This is a genomic window from Morococcus cerebrosus (genome assembly GCF_022749515.1).
Taxonomy (GTDB): Bacteria; Pseudomonadota; Gammaproteobacteria; order Burkholderiales; family Neisseriaceae; genus Neisseria; species Neisseria cerebrosa.
On record NZ_CP094242.1, the window covers coordinates 2,380,311 to 2,397,085 of the forward strand.

The following is a 16,775-nucleotide window of genomic DNA, read 5'->3' on the forward strand; positions in this document are numbered from 1 at the left end:
TGTTTGCGTTTTCAGACGACCTCGGGTTCTGTCGGTTACAATGTGGGGGTTTAACAAGATGAAGGAAAAACCGTGAGCCTGCTCAAAAAACTGCCCAAGCCTATGCTGACCGATGAGGCGCGCCGCGAGATTCAGGCGCGGGAGTCGTATCATGTTTTGAAGATTATTTCGGAATTTGTCGAAGCGGGCGAGGAGCTGCGGGCGATTCAGCCTGCGGTCAGCATTTACGGCAGCGCGCGCACGCCGGAAAACCATCCCGATTATGAATTTACGCTGCGGCTGGCACGCAAGCTCTCGGATGCCGGTTTTTCCGTCATTTCGGGCGGCGGGCCGGGGATTATGGAAGCGGCGAACAAGGGTGCGTTTGCGGGCGCAAGCCCTGCGGTGGGGCTGAATATCGTGTTGCCGCACGAACAAAAAGCCAATCCGTATCAGGATTTGTCCATCAAGTTCCAACATTTCTTCCCGCGCAAAGTGATGTTTGTGAAACACGCGGTCGCGTATGTCGTCATGCCCGGCGGCTTCGGCACGCTGGACGAATTGTTTGAAAGCCTGACGCTGGTGCAGACGGGCAAAACGCCCGACCGTCCGATTATCTTGGTGGGCAAGGATTTCTGGTCGGGCTTGTTGGACTGGATACGCAAAGAGCTGCTCGGGCGCGGGCTGATTTCGGAAGCGGATATGGATTTAATCCGACTGATTGACGGCGAAGACGAAATCATCGAAGAAATCTTCGCGCATTACGAAAACCGCTTGGAAGATTTTTCCGAAGGCGTCAACGCGTGGTCGCTTGGATTGTGACGGGCTGCGAGGTCGTCTGAAAACCTTCCGAACCTCGCGGGTTGAGCTGAAATCAAGACAAGCGGCAACGCCGTATCGGTTTCCAGTTAACCCGATATGTAGTGGATTAAATTTAAATCAGGACAAGGCGAGGCAACGCCGTACTGGTTTAAAGTTAAGCCACTATAGAATCGTTTCAGACGACCCCTGCCTATTTCGGTACAATACCTTTTCGCCGCAAGGCAGCCACGCCGCTGCGAACATTCCCTTTATCCACCCCACCCGACCCAACCGTTCATGACCGATACCGCCCAAATCATCACCAGCTACGGCCGCCGCTACATCGTGCGCACGCCCGACGGCAAAACCTACGAAGCCAGCACGCGCAAAAAGCGGGTGGACTTCGCCTGCGGCGACCGCGTGCATATCCAAACCGTCAACGCCGAACAAGCCGTCATCGAAGACTACCTGCCGCGCGAAAGCCTGCTCTACCGTCAAGACGCTTGGAAAACCAAGCTCATCGCCGCCAACGTCAGCCAGCTCCTTATCGTTACCGCCGCCGTTCCCTCGCCAAGCGAAGCCCTGCTGCAACGCGCCCTCCTTGCCGCCGAAGCCGCGGGTATCCAAGCCGTCATCATCCTGAACAAAGCCGACCTGCCCGAAACCGCCCTCTGGCGCGAAAAACTCAAATTCTACGAAACGCTCGGTTATCCCGTCATCGAAACCCGCGCGCTGGAAAACGCCGACGTCCTGCGCCCCGTCCTGCAAGGGCATACCAACATCCTGCTCGGACAAAGCGGCATGGGCAAATCCACCCTGACCAACGCCCTCTTGGGCAACCAAACCGCCCGCACCGGCGACATCTCCACCGCGCTCGACTCCGGCAAACACACCACCACCCACGCCCAGCTTTACGATTTAAACGAAGAAACCCAATTAATCGACTCCCCCGGTTTGCAAGAATTCGGGCTGCACCACCTAGAAGCCGCCGACCTGCTGCAATACTTCCCCGACCTGAACCACCTCGTCGGACAATGCCGCTTCCACAACTGCACCCACCGCGCCGAACCCGGCTGCGCCGTCAAAGCCGCCGTCGAAACAGGCGAAGCCAAACCCGAACGCATCGAGTTTTTGCAACGGATAACGGATGAATTGTTGAGATAGGGTAGGCAGTCGGAATTGTCTTTGTGAAATAAAAAAACGTCGTCTGAAAACTTGTAAAACAGGTTTTCAAACGACCTTTTTTCATAACGGCAAACTTACGCAACCGCAGGAGCGACGGCTTTCACATAGTTCAGCGCGATAAACTGCTTTTCGGGATCAAGCTCGGTGATTTTGAGCAGGACTTGCGATTTGGGCAGCGCGTCAAACGGAATACCGGTCGCGCGCGTTACCAGCGGCAGCCCCTCAATGCGGACGAGGTCTTCCTTGAGGATGGTAGCCGTCAGCTCGTTCGTGCCTTGCTGTTGCAGGTACACGAGGCTCCAGTAGGCTTCCATTTGGCGTTGGAAGTCGGCGTAGGCTGTATAGGCAGTATCGAAGTCGCGCAGCGCGGCGAAAAGCTCGGCATCGCTGTTTTGGTACAGCGTCTCGGCAGTGTCGTCTATCAGGCTGAGGAGTTGTTTTTGGTTGATGTAGTCGGCGGCGCGGCGCAGCGGCGAGGTGAACCAGCCGTAATGCTGTACGCCCATGCCGATGTGCGGCTCGGATTTGGTGCTCATGCGCACTTTTCCGGCGGGTTGCACGCGGAAGAGGCCGGGCAGGTCGTTATCATGGAGCATCTGCGCCCAAGTGCTGTTGGCGAGTATCATCATCTCGCTGACCAGCGTATCGATGGGCGAACCGCGTTCGCGGCGGACGACGGAGACTTTGCCTTCCTCATCCAATTCGATGCTGTAATCGTATTGCGGCGCGCGGTCGGATTCGTATTTGCCGCGTGCTTTTTGCAGGGCGACGGCAAATTGGTGCAACCAAATCAGGTCTTGATGATGGGCGAACATCATTTCACCGGCTTCGTCCAAGCCGGTTTCGGCGTTGAAATGCGGCTCGATGGCTTGGATGCGCAGGTTTTCGGCGATGTTGACGGCTTCGATTTTGCAGGTCGGCTCGCCGACGTTGAACTCGCCGTCCACATCGAAATAAATGCTGACGGCAGGACGGTACGCGCCCGCATCAAGGCTGAACGCGGCAATCCAGTTTTCGGGCAGCATGGTGATTTTTCCGCCGGGAAAATAGACCGTGCTCAAGCGTTCCATGATGTTTTTTTCCATTTTGTCGCCCGGTTTAACGGCGAGCGACGGCGCGGCGATGTGGATGCCGACGCGCTTCGTGCCGTTGCCCAAATCGGTCAGGCTCAAGGCATCGTCCACTTCGGTGGTTGATTCGTCGTCGATGGAAAAGGCGGTAACGTCGGCCTTGGGCAGGTCGGGCATTTCAGGAAGGGGGAGGTCGGGGAAACCTGTTCCTTTGGGGAAGTATTTGATTTCAAACCCGTCTTGCAGATATTGGGGGATGGACGTAATGCCGCCCGTCTTTTTCGCCAATTCGTAGGCGGAGGTTTTCAGCGCGTCGGCGGCTTTGGTAAAGGCTTTGTAGGTCAGCGACTGCTTGTCGGGAGCGTGCAGGATGGTTTTCAAATCCGCCGCGATTTCAGACGGCATCTCGCCGCGTTTCAAGGCTTCCGCCCAAGCGTCGATTTGCGCATCTTGCTGTTTTTTGCGTTCGATGGCGGCAAGCGCTTGTTTCAAAGTTTCTTCAGGTGCGGCTTTGAACACGCCTTTGGCTTTTTTGTAGAAATACATCGGCGCGGCGTAAAGTGCAATCAAGGTTGCCGCCAGCTCGGTTTTGGTCGGCGCATGGCCGTAATATTCTTCGGCAATCGCCTCGGCGGAAAATTCTTCTTCGCCGCATACTTCCCACAATAAATCGGTGTCAATGTCCGCCGCCTGCGCCTGCGCGTTCTCCAAAAACGCCGCCATATCGCCGTCGAACTCGGCAAAGACGTTGTTCGCCTTCACTTTGGTGCGCTTGCCGTGTTGGGTATCGACTTGGTAGGTGGCGTCGTTTTTTTGGACGATGGCGGCGACTTTGAATTGGCCGGACTCTTCGTAAAAGATATTCATGTATTGCTGCTGTCAGGTTGAAGTGGGAAACGGACGATTTTAGCAGATTCTTGTTGATAAAGACGGACAAAAGGTCGTCTGAAAAACTTGCCCTCCCCTTCTCATTTCATAGAAACCGCCTTTTCAGACGACCTTTGACGACTTTGACCGCGCTCAAAACTGCTGCGCTCCGCTCATGCTGCCCGATTTGAAATAATTTTTTTAAAAATAAAAGGATAGCCTTGCATAGTGGATTAACTTTAAACCAGTACCGCGTTGTCTCGCCTTGCCGTACTATCTGTACTGTCTGCGGCTTCGTCGCCTTGTCCTGATTTAAATTTAATCCACTATATTTTGCCTGAGGTCGTCTGAAAACCTGCGCTTTGCAAACCTGTGGTTTAGGATTAGTATAACTATACCAATTTATCCCAAATCCATTTCAAATCATTCACTTCGGAGAGATTCCATGAGCTACACGGCCCCTGTAAACGAATTGCGTTTCGGCATCCGCGTGCACGGCAGGTTGGACGAAGTCCTGCAACTGCCCCATGCGGAAGGTTTGGATGCGGAAACGGTGGATGCGGTGCTGGACGAAGCGGCGCGGTTTGCCTCGGAGCAATGGGCGGACACCAACCGCACCGGCGACCTGCACGGCGCAGGTTTTTCAGACGACGTGATTACCACCCATCCCGATTTGGCGCGTGCCTACTATGATTTCTGCGAAGCGGGTTGGGCGGGTTTGCGCGCGCCGGCGGAGTTTGGCGGGCAGGGGCTGCCTGCGGTCGTGTCGGCGGCGTGTGAAGAGATGTGGTGCGCCGCCAACCTCGCCCTGTCGCTGATGCCGATGCTGACGCTGGGGGCGGTGGACGCGCTGTTCAAACACGGCAGCGAGGAGCAGAAACAGACCTATCTGCCGAAAATGTGCAGCGGCGAATGGGCGGGAACGATGAATTTGAGCGAACCGCAGGCGGGTTCGGATTTGAACCATATCGCCACCCGCGCCGTACCGAAAGAAAACGGTGCGTATGCCCTCAGCGGGCAGAAAATTTTCATCACTTGGGGCGATCAGGAAATGACGGAAAACATCGTCCATCTGGTACTCGCACGCCTGCCCGATGCCGCGCCGGGCGTGCAGGGCGTGTCGATGTTTATCGTGCCGAAATATTTGGTGAACGCGGACGGCAGCTTGGGCGGACGCAACGGCGTGCGCGCCATCGGCATCGAACACAAGCTCGGCATACACGCCAGCCCGACCTGTACGATGGAGTTCGACAACGCCGAAGGCTATCTGGTCGGCAGGGCGGGCAAGGGTTTGGCGTATATGTTTACCATGATGAAAACCGCACGGCTGAACGTCGGCATCGAAGGGCACGCCGTTGCCGAACGCGCCTACCAAAACGCGCTCGCCTATGCGAAAGAACGCGTGCAAGGGCGCGACGAGACAGACGGTTCAGACGACGTAGCGATTATCCACCATCCTGACGTGCGCCGTATGTTGTTGATACAAAAGGCAACGCTCGCCGCCCAACGCGCCCTGTATCTGCGCGCCGCCGCCCTGACCGATTTTGCCGCCGCCTGCCCCGACAACGTATTGCGCAAAGAAGCGGAGCGCGAACTGGATTTCCTGATTCCCATCGTCAAGGCTTGGCCGACCGACAACGGCGTCGTCCTGACCAACCTCGCCATTCAGATTTACGGCGGCGCGGGCTACGTCGAAGAAAGCGGCGTGGCGCAATACCTGCGCGACGTGCGGATTACGCCGATTTACGAAGGCACCAACGGCATACAGGCCGCCGATTTGGCAGGGCGAAAAACCACCGGCAAAAACGGCGCGCTGCCCTTGAAGCTGCTCGCCGAAGGCAAAGAGCTGGCGGACAAACTCGCGGCCGCCGAACCCGTCGTCGCGCAGCAACTGGCGCAATCCATTGAAACGGCGGAACAAAGCATCGCCCGCATGGTCGGATACGCCGACCGTCCCGCCCTCGCTGCCGCCGCGTCCAACGCCTACCTGCAACAAATGGGGCTGACGCTCGGCGCCATCGGACTCGCCCGCGCCTACCTTGCCGCCGAGGCCGCCCAAGCGGAAGACGCTGACGGCTTCGGCAGCGGTTTTTACGCCGCGCAGCAACACAACGCCCGCGTCTATTGCGCCCACGTCCTGCCGCAGGTTTACGCCTGCGCCGCGCAGATTGAAAACGCGCAGGCATTGCTGGACGTGCCGTTAGAACTTTATTGACGGATACGGGTTTGAAAAAGGTCGTCTGAAACTGAAAATCTGGTTTCAGACGACCTCTTTATGGGTTTCAACCTATCCTTTTAAACGGCGGCAGGCTGGCTAGTAATTGTTGCCCGTACCGCTGCGTTTTGACGCGGTTGTCGAGGATGGTTACGCGGCCGTAGTCTTGTTCGGTGCGGATGAGGCGGCCGACGGCTTGGATGAGTTTGATGCCGGCTTCGGGGACGGTGATTTCGATAAAGGGGTTGCCGCCGCGCTGTTCTATCCAGCGGTTTTGGGTTTTTTCAATGGGGTTGTCGGGCATGGCGAAGGGGAGTTTGGCGATGATGACTTGCACGCAGGCGGTGCCGGGCAGGTCGAGTCCTTCGGCGAAACTGTCGAGTCCGAAGATGATGCTGGCTTTGCCGTCTTCTATGGCTTGGTGGTGTTTTTGCAGGAGGACGGCTTTGGGCAATTCGCCTTGTACGAGCAAGAGCGGCAGGTAGTCTTCGGGCAGGCGCAAGGCGACATCCTGCATTTGTTTGCGCGAGGAAAACAGGACGAGCGTGCCGATGGCTTCGGTGGGCGAAATGAGCTTGGGCAGCCATTCGACGATGGCGGCGGTGTGCGCGGCGGGGTCTTTGGGACTGGCGTGCACGGGCGGGATGTAGAGTTCGCCTTGCGCGTCGAAATCAAACGGGCTTTCTAGGGCGAGGGTGGTGGTTTCGGGCAGCCATTGCAGTCCGGTTTGGCGCAGGATCAGGTTGAAGCTGCCCAAGGATTGCAGGGTGGCGGAGGTCAACACTGCGCCTGCCGCGCGCCGCCACAGGCTGTTGGCGAGGTGGGACGCGCTGCTGATGGGGCTGGCGTTGAAAATGTAGTCGTTTTTGTCGTCGGCGCGGCGGGTTATCCATTTTGCCAGCGGTTCTTCGCCCTCGAGCGGGACGGTGGAGAGCAAGTCCCATGTAGCGGTGATTTGTTCGATACGGGCGCGGAATACGCCGAATTCGGTACTCAGGCGGTCGATTTGCGCGCTGTTTTGGTCTTTGTCGCGGCGGGCGGTGGACAATGCGTCGTTGAGGCTGTTGATGTGTTTGTAGAGGCTGCGGGCGGCGATGGCGGTGTTGGAAACGGTGGTTTCGAGGCCTTCTGGGATTTTGCCGTCTTCCCACAGCCAAGTCGGTTCGCTGTTGGTCCGTCTGTCGTTTTCAGACGACCCCAAGCCCAAAGACGGCTCTTCGGCAAGGTGGAACTGCCATTCGTGCAGGCTTTCGAGCAACGCGGCGGCGGCTTCGTCGGCAAAGTTCACCAACTCGCCTTTGTCGGTGAGTGCGGCAATTTTGCCGGTAACCTGCGGCAGTTTTTCCAACGCCCACACCGCTTGGTTCCACGAATGCTCGGCGGCAAACTGGCTGAGTGCTTTTTTGGGCAGGTGGTGCGCTTCGTCGATGCAATAGAAACTGTTTTCAGGGTCGGGCAAAATCACGCCGCCGCCCATGCTGATGTCGACCATCAGCAAATCGTGGTTGGTTACGACGACATCGACGGTTTCCAGCGTATCGCGGGCAAGGTAAAACGGGCATTCCGAGCGGTTTGGGCAGGCGGTTTTGAGGCAGCCGTAGTTGTCGTTGTTCACCTTCATCCAGATGGTGTCGTCGATTTTTTCCGGCCAAGTGTCGCGGTCGCCGTTGAACCGTCGGGCGGAAAATTCGTCAGCGATGTCGCGCAGCAGCTTCAATTCTTCGGGCTTGGGTTTGCTGTCCCACAAGACGGCGGGGGCTTCGAAACCGAGCAGGTTTTGCTGGGCGTTGCTTTGCGTCAGTTGGTAGAGTTTGTAAGGACAGAGATAGCGGCCGCGCCCTTTGGCAAGCGCGAAGGTCAGTTCCAAACCGCTTTTTTCAACCAAAAACGGCAGATCGCGGTCCACCAGCTGCTCCTGCAAGGCAACCGTCGCGCTGCTCACAATCAGCCGCTTGCCGCGCGTCTGCGCCATAATGCCGCCCGCCAGCAGGTAGGCAAGCGATTTGCCCACGCCGGTCGGCCCTTCGATCACGGCAATGCTCTCACCCTCGCGCTTGGGCGGCTCGCCGCCTTCTTCGCGCGTCAACGTCCGCGAAAAAGCGTTGGCAACCGCCGCAATCATTTCCCGCTGCGAAGCGCGCGGACGGAAACCGGGCAGGTTTTTGCCGATATTTTGGTAATGGTCGCGGATGGCGTTTTTTTCTAAATCGGTGAGCATCGAGGTCGTCTGAAAAGGTGGATTTGCTTATGAATTGGTTATTTTAGCATTTCTCGCGGACGGGTTCGGGAGAGATGGGAAAGGTCGTCTGAAAAGCATATTTTGGCGTTTTCAGACGACCCCTTAAGCTTGGCGGGATTAAGCCGTTTTGTTCCGCAACGGCAGTTTGATATGCGGCTTGGCAGGTTTGGGCGCTTCTTTCAAGCCCAGTTCGATTTGCTGCTCTTCGCTCAACAAATTGCTCCAGTCGCCTTTTTTATACCACTCGCGCCCGTCCAATTCGATGGGGTGCTGGATGCGCTCGCAGCCGTTGCCGCATTGCAAATCGTCTTCTTTACAATATTTGTCGCAACCCCAGCAGATGCGCTCCGGCGCTTTGGGGAAGATGGGGAATTTTTTTGCCATGGTGTGAAATCCTTGTTTTTATTTTCATGAAATTATAAATGATTCGATTGCGGCAGCTTGGTTTTTGTACGTCTTTTTACGCTGGACAGTTAAGAAATGTATAAGGTCGTCTGAAAGGCAGAGTCTGTGCGTTCGTCTGTTTAATCACACGCCTTTCCCATATCGGCGTAAAATCCGTACCCATTCATTCGATAATAATACATTATGCCCTTCCCCGAATTGACTGACGCCGAGCTTGCCGAATCCCGCAAGCTGCTCCTGCGTTTCGCCCGCATCCAGTTGCCCGACCGCCCCGATTTGGCGGAAGACCTTGTGCAGGAAACCATGCTTTCCGCCTACCGCGCTGCCGAAGGTTTTAAAGGTGATGCACAAGTGGGCAGTTGGTTGTTTGCCATTCTGAAAAACAAAATCACCGACTGCCTGCGCCAAATCGGACGGCAGCGCGAAGTATTCGCCACGCCTGCGGAAGAAATGTTGGACGAAATCTTTGAAGAGCGGTTTGCATCAGACGGACATTGGACGACGGACGGCCATCCGCAAACTTGGGCCTCGCCCGAAAAAACGTTGGACAACAAAGAGTTTCGTGAAATCCTGCAAACCTGCCTCTACCAAATGCCGGAAAACACCGCCCGCGTGTTTACCATGAAGGAAATCCTCGGCTTCTCGTCCGACGAAATCCGCGAGCAATGCGGCATCAGCACGTCCAACTACTACACCATCATGCACCGCGCCCGCGAAACCCTGCGCCAATGCCTGCAAATCAAATGGTTCGGCAATGCAGGACATGCCGGTTAAGCCCGTTAGGAAAACACGATGAACAAATGCCGCAAAACTGCCTACCTGCTCTCCAAAAAACAGGACGAAACCCGCCTGACCGTTCCCGAACGCGTTTTTCTGGGCAGCCACCTGCTGATATGCCCCCATTGCCGCGAATATAAAAAACAACTCGACCTTATTCAGAAAGCCATGAAAAAGATGTTTTGAAGCTGGCGGATAAGGTATAGTGGATTAAATTTAAATCAGGACAAGGCGACGAAGCCGCAGACAGTACAGATAGTACGACAAGGCGAGGCAACGCCGTACTGGTTTAAAGTTAATCCACTATAAAAAGGTCGTCTGAAACCTGATGTAGAGTTTCAGACGACCTTTTTGCATGAAAGAAAATAGGGATTGATTGGTTTGAGCATGAGTTGGGATGAAATGGCGCGCCCATAAAAAGCCGGCTTTTAAAGCCAGGATTTTGCAATTGAGCAGGATTTGGGCGGATTTAAAGGCATGGAAAACAAGGTTCAAACCGCCCAATAAGCCAGAGGCTATATAGGAATGGTTGTATAGGTGTCAACATTTTCTGCCTTTTTTCAAAACAAAATATGACTTATGCCAATATTTTTACTACAAACCACTACATCAGTGGGAACATGAAAATGATGTGTGTTAGAATTTTTTCAGCTGTTTTATAAAACAGTACCTTAACTAAAAAATTTAAGAAAGATAGAACATGAACAAACTACTAATTGCTGCGATGATGATGGCCGCTTTGTCGGCTTGTTCCCAAGAAGCCAAACAGGAAACTAAGGAAGCGGCTACTGCTGTTGCTTCCGATGTTAAAGATGCTGCCGCTTCTGCCGTTGATACCGTTGCCCCTGCTGTTCAAGAAGCAGCAAGCAAAGTAGAAGATACTGCCGCCAAAGCTGCTTCGGAAGTAAAAGACGCTGCTCCTGCTGAAGCCAAACCGGAAGAAAAACCGGCAGATGCCTCTTCCGCCAAAGTGGACGGCAAGGCCGTTTTCGAAGCCAGCTGTAAAATGTGCCACGGCGGTACCATCCCGGGCGCTCCTGTTGTCGGTAAAAATGACGATTGGGCTCCGCGTATCAAACAAGGCAAAGAAACCTTGCACAAACATGCACTCGAAGGCTTCAACACCATGCCGGCAAAAGGCGGCAATACCAGCCTGAGCGACGACGAAGTCAAAGCGGCGGTCGATTATATGGCCAACCAATCCGGTGCCAAATTCTAAACCGTACAAATCAAAACGCACCTTGCAATAAGGTGCGTTTTTTTATGGGAAAACAGCTTTAAAAAAGGCGAAAACCGTTTGAAAGCAACCCTTACGGAGACAAGTAGCTTTACAAACGGTTTTCAGGTCGGCCTAGCGACCCACCAACGATTATTATACCAATATCATGCTTTTTTGACAAACTCTGATTTCAAATTCATCGCGCTGCCGTCGATTTTGCAACCGATATTGTGGTCGCCTTCTTGCAGGCGTATGCCTTTCACCTTGGTTCCTTGCTTGATGACCATGGAGCTGCCTTTGACTTTGAGGTCTTTAATCAGGACGACTGTGTCGCCGTCTTGCAACACGGCGCCGTTGGCATCTTTGACGCTCAGGGTTTCTTCGGCGGCTTCGCCGTCGTTTTCCGTCCATTCAAACGCGCATTCGGGACAGATGTATTGGCTGCCGTCTTCGTAGGTGTATTCGGATTGGCATTGCGGGCAAGGTGGGAGGGACATGGTGGGGATTCCTTTGGTTGAGAAGCGGGGAATTATAGTGGATTAAAATAAAAATGAGACAAGGCGTCAACGTCCGCCGTGTACGGGTAGTATAGTGGATTAACTTTAAACCAGTACGGCGTTGCCTCGCCTTGCCGTACTATCTGTACTGTCTGCGGCTTCATCGCCTTGTCCTGATTTAAAGTTGATCAACTATACCTATGCTTCAATACAAAACGACCTGTCTTGCAACAGGTCGTCTGAAAACACGGATGCGGCTTAGAGGGACAGCGAAGCTGCCTGAATCAGACCGCGGGCTTTGGCTTCGGCTTCGGCGGCACGCTCTTGCGAGGTGAACGGACCCATTTTGACGACGTATTCGTAGTTGCGTTTCTCCAGGGAAACTCTCGGGCTCATCATGCCGGCAGAAAGGTTTCTCGCCGCCTGGTTCATATAGGCTTGCGCTTCGCGCTCGGTACCGAAGGATTTCAAATCGACGAAAATGTCTTTGCCATCATAAACTTGGGTGCTTTGACCCGGTACGATTTGTTCGACTTTGACATGTGCCGTGCCTTGGTTGATGAAACCCAATTGCTGGGCGGCGGCTTTGGACACGTCGATCACGCGGTTGCCGTGGAAAGGACCGCGGTCGTTGACGCGGACGATGACGCTTTTACCGTTTTTGGTATTGGTCACACGGGCGTAGCTGGGAATGGGGAGGGTTTTGTGGGCGGCGGTCAGAGCGTTCATATTGTAACGCTCGCCACTGGAGGTTTTACGGCCGTGGAACTGGTTGCCGTACCATGAGGCGTTGCCGGTTTGGCTGAAGTTGGATACTTTGGTCATCGGCGTGTAGCGTTTGCCGGCGACTTTGTAGCTGCGGTTGGCTGAGGAACTCAGCTTCTCGGCGCGGACGATGGAGTCGGCAGAGGCGGAATGAATGGAAAGAATACTGATTGCAACGGCAGTCAGGGTGGAGAAAAGGGTAGTTTTAGATAAAGTCAAAACGTAGTCCGTTCTTGAGTTGATAACGCGGCGGGATGGCTCCCAGGCGGTTTCAGACGACGTATCGGCGGTTTGACAAAAACCAAGCTGTTGTCGGACAGTATGGCCTTGGTTTTTGTCAAACGGCTCTGGGAGACTCCCCAGCGGATGTTATACACCGCCTGCGTAACCGTTTTGCCGCCATGCTTCAAACAGAATCACGGCGACGGTGTTGGAAAGATTCATGCTCCGACTGCCGGGCTTCATGGGCAGGCGCAGCTTTTGCCCTTGGGGCAGGGTGTCGAGGATTTCGGCGGGCAGGCCTCGTGTCTCGGGGCCGAACAAAAAGACATCGCCCTCAACAAAGGAAACTTCGTCGGGATGGGTTTTGCCTTTGGTGGTCAGCGCGAAAATGCGGCGGCCTTCCAGGGCTTTGAGACAATCTTCGAAATTCTCGTGTACCGTCAGTTTTGCAAACTCGTGATAATCCAAACCTGCGCGCTTCATTTTTGCCGAATCCAGCGGAAAACCGAGCGGCTTGACCAGATGCAAATCGGCTCCGGTGTTGGCGCACAATCGGATGATATTGCCCGTATTGGGCGGGATTTCGGGTTGGTACAAAACTATGGTAAACATATAAATCAATCACTTATAGAGGGGCATAATGCCGAAATGTTCCGCAGGTGTCAAAAACTTTAGCTATTTTTTCATTGGCGGACGCGCCAAACTCCAGCAAAAAATCTTGCCTGCGCCTGATTTTTTCAGCGTCCGCGCCAGTTCGTTCAGCGTCGAGCCGGTGGTGAATACATCGTCGATTAACAAAATATTACAGTTTTTCGAGATATGACCATTGATTTCAAAAGCATTTTTTATATTGCGAACCCTGTCTGCGCTTTTCAGCGTACTTTGCGGCTCGCGATGTCGTCTGAAAACCGTCTGCCGCGGCAGCAGCGTCCAGCCGTAATGTTCGGACAGAATATCCGCCAATTCCTCGCTTTGGTTGAAGCCGCGGTGCAGCCGCCTTTCTTTGCTCAACGGCACGGGCAGCACAAAATCGAAATGCTCTGTTTCCAGCCAGTCGGGCGCATGGCGGCGCATCAGTTCCGCCAGCGGACGACTCATGCCGAGGTCTGCCAAATGCTTCAACGCGCGTATCATACTGCTGACGGGCGGTTCATAATACAGCGAAGCCCACATCCGCTCAAATGCCGGCGGCTTCTTCTGACAGCCGCCGCACACCGCCCCGCCCTGTATAGTGCGGAAACACAAGGGACAACTGTTTGCCGCATCCGTAAAAAACTCTTCCAAGTCCGCCGCGCAGCCGCCGCAAAAACCGCCATACGGCCGGGTTTCGCACGCTGAAACCAAGGCGTGGCATAATACGCAACGGCTTTTGTGCCACCATCCCGCATTGCGCCACCAAGAAAACACATCCATAGAGAAAACAGCCATGCCGCACTCCGCCAAAAAAGTTTATCTGATACACGGCTGGGCAGCGAACCGCCACGTCTTCGACGACCTCATCCCGCGCCTAAGTGCCGATTGGGACATCCGCGCCCTCGACCTGCCCGGACACGGCGACGCGCCCTTTGCCGAAAACTTCAACATCGCCGCGATTGCCGAAGCCTTCGCCGAAGAAATCGACGCGCCCGCCCACATCCTCGGCTGGTCGCTCGGTGGCTTGGTCGCGCTCCATCTCGCCGCACGCCGTCCCGACAAAGTCCGCTCGCTCTGCCTGACCGCAAGTTTCGCCCGCCTGACCGCCGACGCGGACTACCCCGAAGGGCTGTCCAACCCCGCTTTGGGCAAGATGGTCGGCGCATTTCGGCAGGATTATGCCAAACATATCAAACAGTTTCTACAATTACAGTTGCTGCACACACCAAACGCCGCCGAAATCATCGGCAACATCCTGCCCGACCTCTCCCGCCACGGCGCACCGCCCGCCCTGCAAGCCGCGTTGGATGCCGTCAACCAAGCCGATGCCCGCCCCCTGCTTTCAAGCATCCAAGCCCCGTCGCTTTTGGTGTTCGGACAAAAAGACGCCATCACCCCGCCGCGCATGGGCGAATACCTCAACCGCCATCTGGCGGACAGCGAATTGGTATTGATGGAAAAAGCGGCACACGCCCCGTTTTTAAGCCACGCCGACGAATTTGCCGAACGCTACCGCGGCTTTGTCGAAAAGGTCGTCTGAAAAGGCATACTTTGATTTCTGTACAAATATGAATTTAGAAATTAAGGATTAAGGAAATTTTTCTATTTTTAATAGATTAAAATGGCAGAAAACCCGTTTCGTCATTCCCGCGCAGGCGGGAATCCAGAAGTTTGAAATGACGGTAATCTTTGAAGATTTCTGAAAACTAGAGGTCTGGATTCCCGCCTGCGCGGGAATGACGACATACGAGGATTAGGGTGGTTTTCGGAATACGGCATAAGAACATAGAACCGCCACTCCTATACAAACATCAATAACGGTACTACTCCTTCAAAAAAAGAAAAAAAGGTCGTCTGAAACATGAACCCCCAAGACAAACGCTGGCAAATCCACCGCCATCTCGCCCAAGACACCGACGAGCGGCTGCAAATCGTCCGCAACGCGCCCAAGCGCATCCTGCTGGTCGGTGCGGACGCGGACATCAGCCGCAGCCTGCTTGCCGCGCGTTATCCGAACGCGGTATTCGAAGAATACGACCCGCGCGCCGATTTCCTCCAAACCGCCGCAGCCGCGCGCAAAAGCGGTTTTTGGCAAAAGCTCACCGGCAAAACCGTCCCGCAACACTGCCAAGCCCTGACCGCCCCGCTGCCCGAAGCCTGTGCCGATATGTTGTGGGCGAACCTCAGCCTGCCACGCGCGGACGAAATTCTGCCCGTCCTGAAAAATTGGGCAAACGCTTTGAAAACAGACGGTTTATTATTTTTCACCCATTTCGGCCGCGACAGCCTGACCGAGCTGACAGGTCGTCTGAAAAGCGCAGGGATAGCCTGTGAAACGCCGACCTTAATCGATATGCACGACCTCGGCGACATGCTTGCCGACAACGGTTTCTACGACCCCGTGACCGATACCGCCAAGCTCGAATTGAGCTACCGCAAGGCGGCAACGTTCCGGCAGGACATGGAAACCTTGGGCTTGTGGCACGCCTTGAAATTCAGCGACGCCCAAGCGGCTGAAGCGTTTGTGGATAAGATTTTCGAAACCGAAGGCGGTCTGACCGTCACACTTGAAACCGTGTACGGCCATGCCGTGAAGAAACTGACACTGCCCGAGGGGGAAAACGTGGTGCGGTTTTATCCAAAAGGCTGAACGGTTTGGCGGAATGAATGAAAGGTCCTTGGATTCGGATTTCAAGTGCAACACCAGGGTACCAGTGGTTGGAACAGATTTAAGAATAAAACACTTGGCGTTTCGTAGCCAAGTGTTTTTCTTGGCCGGTGGTTCAACTCATCTTGAACCCTGCGTATCTCCCGATCGCTGATGTTTCGGAAATCGGTTTGTTTGGGGAAATATTGCCGGATGAGTCCATTGGTGTTCTCATTCAGCCCTTTCTCCCAAGAATGGTAAGGGCGGCAAAAATAGGTTTTCGCCTTCAAGGCTTTGGCTATTTTGGTGTGTTGGTGGAACTCTTTGCCGTTATCCATGGTGATGGTGTGGACTCTGGCTTTATATGCCTTTAATACCCTAATGGCCGCCCGGGCAGTGTCTTCGGCTTTTAAGTTCTTTAATTTGCAGATGATGGTGTAGCGGGTAGTGCGTTCGACCAAGGTCAATAACGCGCTTTTCTGATTTTTGCCGACGATGGTGTCGGCCTCCCAATCGCCGATGCGGGTTTTCTGGTCGACGATAGCAGGTCGGTTCTCTATGCCGACGCGGTCGGGCACTTTGCCTCTGGTCCATGTGCTGCCGTAGCGTTTGCGGTAGGGTTTGCTGCATATTCTGAGGTGTTGCCACAAAGTGCCGCCGTTGCTTTTGTCTTGGCGGAGGTAGCGGTAAACGGTGCTGTGATGGAGTGTGATCCCGTGGTGTTTATGCAGGTAGGCACATACTTGTTCGGGACTGAGTTTGCGGCGGATAAGGGTGTCGATGTGTTGAACCAGCTGCGAATCGAGCTTATAGGGTTTTCGCCGGTGCTGTTTGGTCAGCCGGCTTTGCTTCTGTGCTTTTTCGGCGCTGTATTGCTGTCCTTGGATGCAGTGCCGCTTGATTTCTCGGCTGATGGTGCTTTTGTGGCGGTTGAGCTGTTTGGCGATTTCGGCGACGGTGCAGTAGCGGGACAGGTATTGGATATGGTATCGTTCGTCTTGGGTCAGTTGTGTGTAGCTCATGGCAATCTTTCTTGCAGGAAAGGCCGTATGCTACCGCATACTGGCCTTTTTCTGTTATGGAAAGTTGCACTTCAAATGCGAATCCGCCGTTGTCTGAAAACTTGAAAATCAGGTTTTCAGACGACCTTTCTTCCTTAGCTGATTCATTCAACTTTCAATACGCCTATTCCCATCGGCTGTCATTTTCCGCAGGCTGGAATCCAGAGGCTTGAAATGACGGAAACTGCGAAAC

The 16,775-nt window shown here is 54.5% G+C and carries 16 protein-coding genes and 3 pseudogenes; 9 read left to right on the forward strand and 10 right to left on the reverse strand.

All coding sequences use genetic code 11. The features are described from left to right. Positions 1-72 precede the first annotated feature (72 nt). Both MON37_RS11250 and rsgA read left to right on the forward strand, forming a co-directional pair. On the forward strand, positions 73-801 hold the full coding sequence (locus MON37_RS11250) for an LOG family protein (RefSeq protein ID WP_039404238.1): 729 nt from the start codon (positions 73-75) through the stop codon (positions 799-801). A gap of 276 nt (positions 802-1,077) precedes the next feature. Beyond that, positions 1,078-1,944 (forward strand): ribosome small subunit-dependent GTPase A, encoded by an 867-nt coding sequence (rsgA, locus tag MON37_RS11255; RefSeq protein WP_039404237.1) that lies wholly within the window; start codon positions 1,078-1,080, stop codon positions 1,942-1,944. A 95-nt stretch (positions 1,945-2,039) separates the two neighbouring features. On the opposite strand, the gene MON37_RS11260 is transcribed toward rsgA, so the two are convergent. Together MON37_RS11260 and MON37_RS11265 are read right to left on the reverse strand one after the other, a co-directional pair. Further along, complete coding sequence (locus MON37_RS11260; RefSeq protein WP_039404235.1) at positions 2,040-3,902, reverse strand: ribonuclease catalytic domain-containing protein; 1,863 nt, start codon at positions 3,900-3,902, stop codon at positions 2,040-2,042. Between the two features lie 226 nt (positions 3,903-4,128). Next, a pseudogene (locus MON37_RS11265) lies at positions 4,129-4,242 on the reverse strand (IS5/IS1182 family transposase); the annotation flags it as partial. A 105-nt stretch (positions 4,243-4,347) separates the two neighbouring features. Here MON37_RS11265 and MON37_RS11270 point away from each other — a divergent pair. Then, a complete protein-coding gene (locus MON37_RS11270; RefSeq protein WP_039404234.1) occupies positions 4,348-6,117 on the forward strand; it encodes an acyl-CoA dehydrogenase family protein in 1,770 nt (589 codons plus the stop codon). 67 nt (positions 6,118-6,184) lie between these two features. On the opposite strand, the gene dinG is transcribed toward MON37_RS11270, so the two are convergent. Next, positions 6,185-8,335: an ATP-dependent DNA helicase DinG gene (dinG, locus tag MON37_RS11275; protein ID WP_039404233.1), complete on the reverse strand. Its 2,151-nt coding sequence runs from the start codon at positions 8,333-8,335 to the stop codon at positions 6,185-6,187. Between the two features lie 138 nt (positions 8,336-8,473). Beyond that, the gene (locus MON37_RS11280; protein WP_003766405.1) at positions 8,474-8,740 is read right to left on the reverse strand and encodes a DUF3079 domain-containing protein; all 267 of its coding nucleotides are present in this window, start codon (positions 8,738-8,740) and stop codon (positions 8,474-8,476) included. Between the two features lie 204 nt (positions 8,741-8,944). On the opposite strand from MON37_RS11280, the gene MON37_RS11285 reads away from it, so the two are divergent. The 4 genes and pseudogenes from MON37_RS11285 to MON37_RS11300 all read left to right on the forward strand — a co-directional run bounded on the left by MON37_RS11285 (position 8,945) and on the right by MON37_RS11300 (position 10,757). Then, complete coding sequence (locus MON37_RS11285; RefSeq protein WP_039404232.1) at positions 8,945-9,535, forward strand: sigma-70 family RNA polymerase sigma factor; 591 nt, start codon at positions 8,945-8,947, stop codon at positions 9,533-9,535. An 18-nt stretch (positions 9,536-9,553) separates the two neighbouring features. Then, positions 9,554-9,724 (forward strand): anti-sigma factor family protein, encoded by a 171-nt coding sequence (locus tag MON37_RS11290; RefSeq protein ID WP_003779645.1) that lies wholly within the window; start codon positions 9,554-9,556, stop codon positions 9,722-9,724. Between the two features lie 6 nt (positions 9,725-9,730). After that, a pseudogene (locus MON37_RS11295) lies at positions 9,731-9,844 on the forward strand (IS5/IS1182 family transposase); the annotation flags it as partial. Positions 9,845-10,238: 394 nt separating this feature from the next. Continuing rightward, positions 10,239-10,757 (forward strand): c-type cytochrome, encoded by a 519-nt coding sequence (locus MON37_RS11300; protein WP_039404231.1) that lies wholly within the window; start codon positions 10,239-10,241, stop codon positions 10,755-10,757. A gap of 164 nt (positions 10,758-10,921) precedes the next feature. Here MON37_RS11300 and MON37_RS11305 read toward each other — a convergent pair whose 3' ends face one another. The 5 genes and pseudogenes from MON37_RS11305 to MON37_RS11325 form a co-directional block, all read right to left on the reverse strand. Next, complete coding sequence (locus tag MON37_RS11305) at positions 10,922-11,254, reverse strand: zinc ribbon domain-containing protein YjdM (protein WP_003741903.1); 333 nt, start codon at positions 11,252-11,254, stop codon at positions 10,922-10,924. 89 nt (positions 11,255-11,343) lie between these two features. Next, positions 11,344-11,463, reverse strand: a pseudogene (locus tag MON37_RS11310) (IS5/IS1182 family transposase); the annotation flags it as partial. Between the two features lie 49 nt (positions 11,464-11,512). Continuing rightward, a complete protein-coding gene (locus tag MON37_RS11315; protein ID WP_039404230.1) occupies positions 11,513-12,238 on the reverse strand; it encodes a septal ring lytic transglycosylase RlpA family protein in 726 nt (241 codons plus the stop codon). Positions 12,239-12,388: 150 nt separating this feature from the next. After that, positions 12,389-12,853 (reverse strand): tRNA (uridine(34)/cytosine(34)/5-carboxymethylaminomethyluridine(34)-2'-O)-methyltransferase TrmL, encoded by a 465-nt coding sequence (gene trmL / locus MON37_RS11320; RefSeq protein ID WP_039404228.1) that lies wholly within the window; start codon positions 12,851-12,853, stop codon positions 12,389-12,391. Positions 12,854-12,916: 63 nt separating this feature from the next. Next, positions 12,917-13,654, reverse strand: coding sequence for a ComF family protein (locus MON37_RS11325; protein ID WP_039404535.1), 738 nt, complete (start codon positions 13,652-13,654; stop codon positions 12,917-12,919). A 13-nt stretch (positions 13,655-13,667) separates the two neighbouring features. Here MON37_RS11325 and bioH point away from each other — a divergent pair, with 13 nt between their 5' ends. Continuing rightward, positions 13,668-14,414: a pimeloyl-ACP methyl ester esterase BioH gene (gene bioH, locus MON37_RS11330; RefSeq protein ID WP_039404225.1), complete on the forward strand. Its 747-nt coding sequence runs from the start codon at positions 13,668-13,670 to the stop codon at positions 14,412-14,414. A gap of 321 nt (positions 14,415-14,735) precedes the next feature. Then, positions 14,736-15,524, forward strand: coding sequence for a class I SAM-dependent methyltransferase (locus tag MON37_RS11335; RefSeq protein WP_039404223.1), 789 nt, complete (start codon positions 14,736-14,738; stop codon positions 15,522-15,524). A 41-nt stretch (positions 15,525-15,565) separates the two neighbouring features. On the opposite strand, the gene MON37_RS11340 is transcribed toward MON37_RS11335, so the two are convergent. Then, the gene (locus tag MON37_RS11340) at positions 15,566-16,543 is read right to left on the reverse strand and encodes an IS30 family transposase (protein WP_242883676.1); all 978 of its coding nucleotides are present in this window, start codon (positions 16,541-16,543) and stop codon (positions 15,566-15,568) included. Between the last annotated feature and the right edge of the window lie 232 nt (positions 16,544-16,775).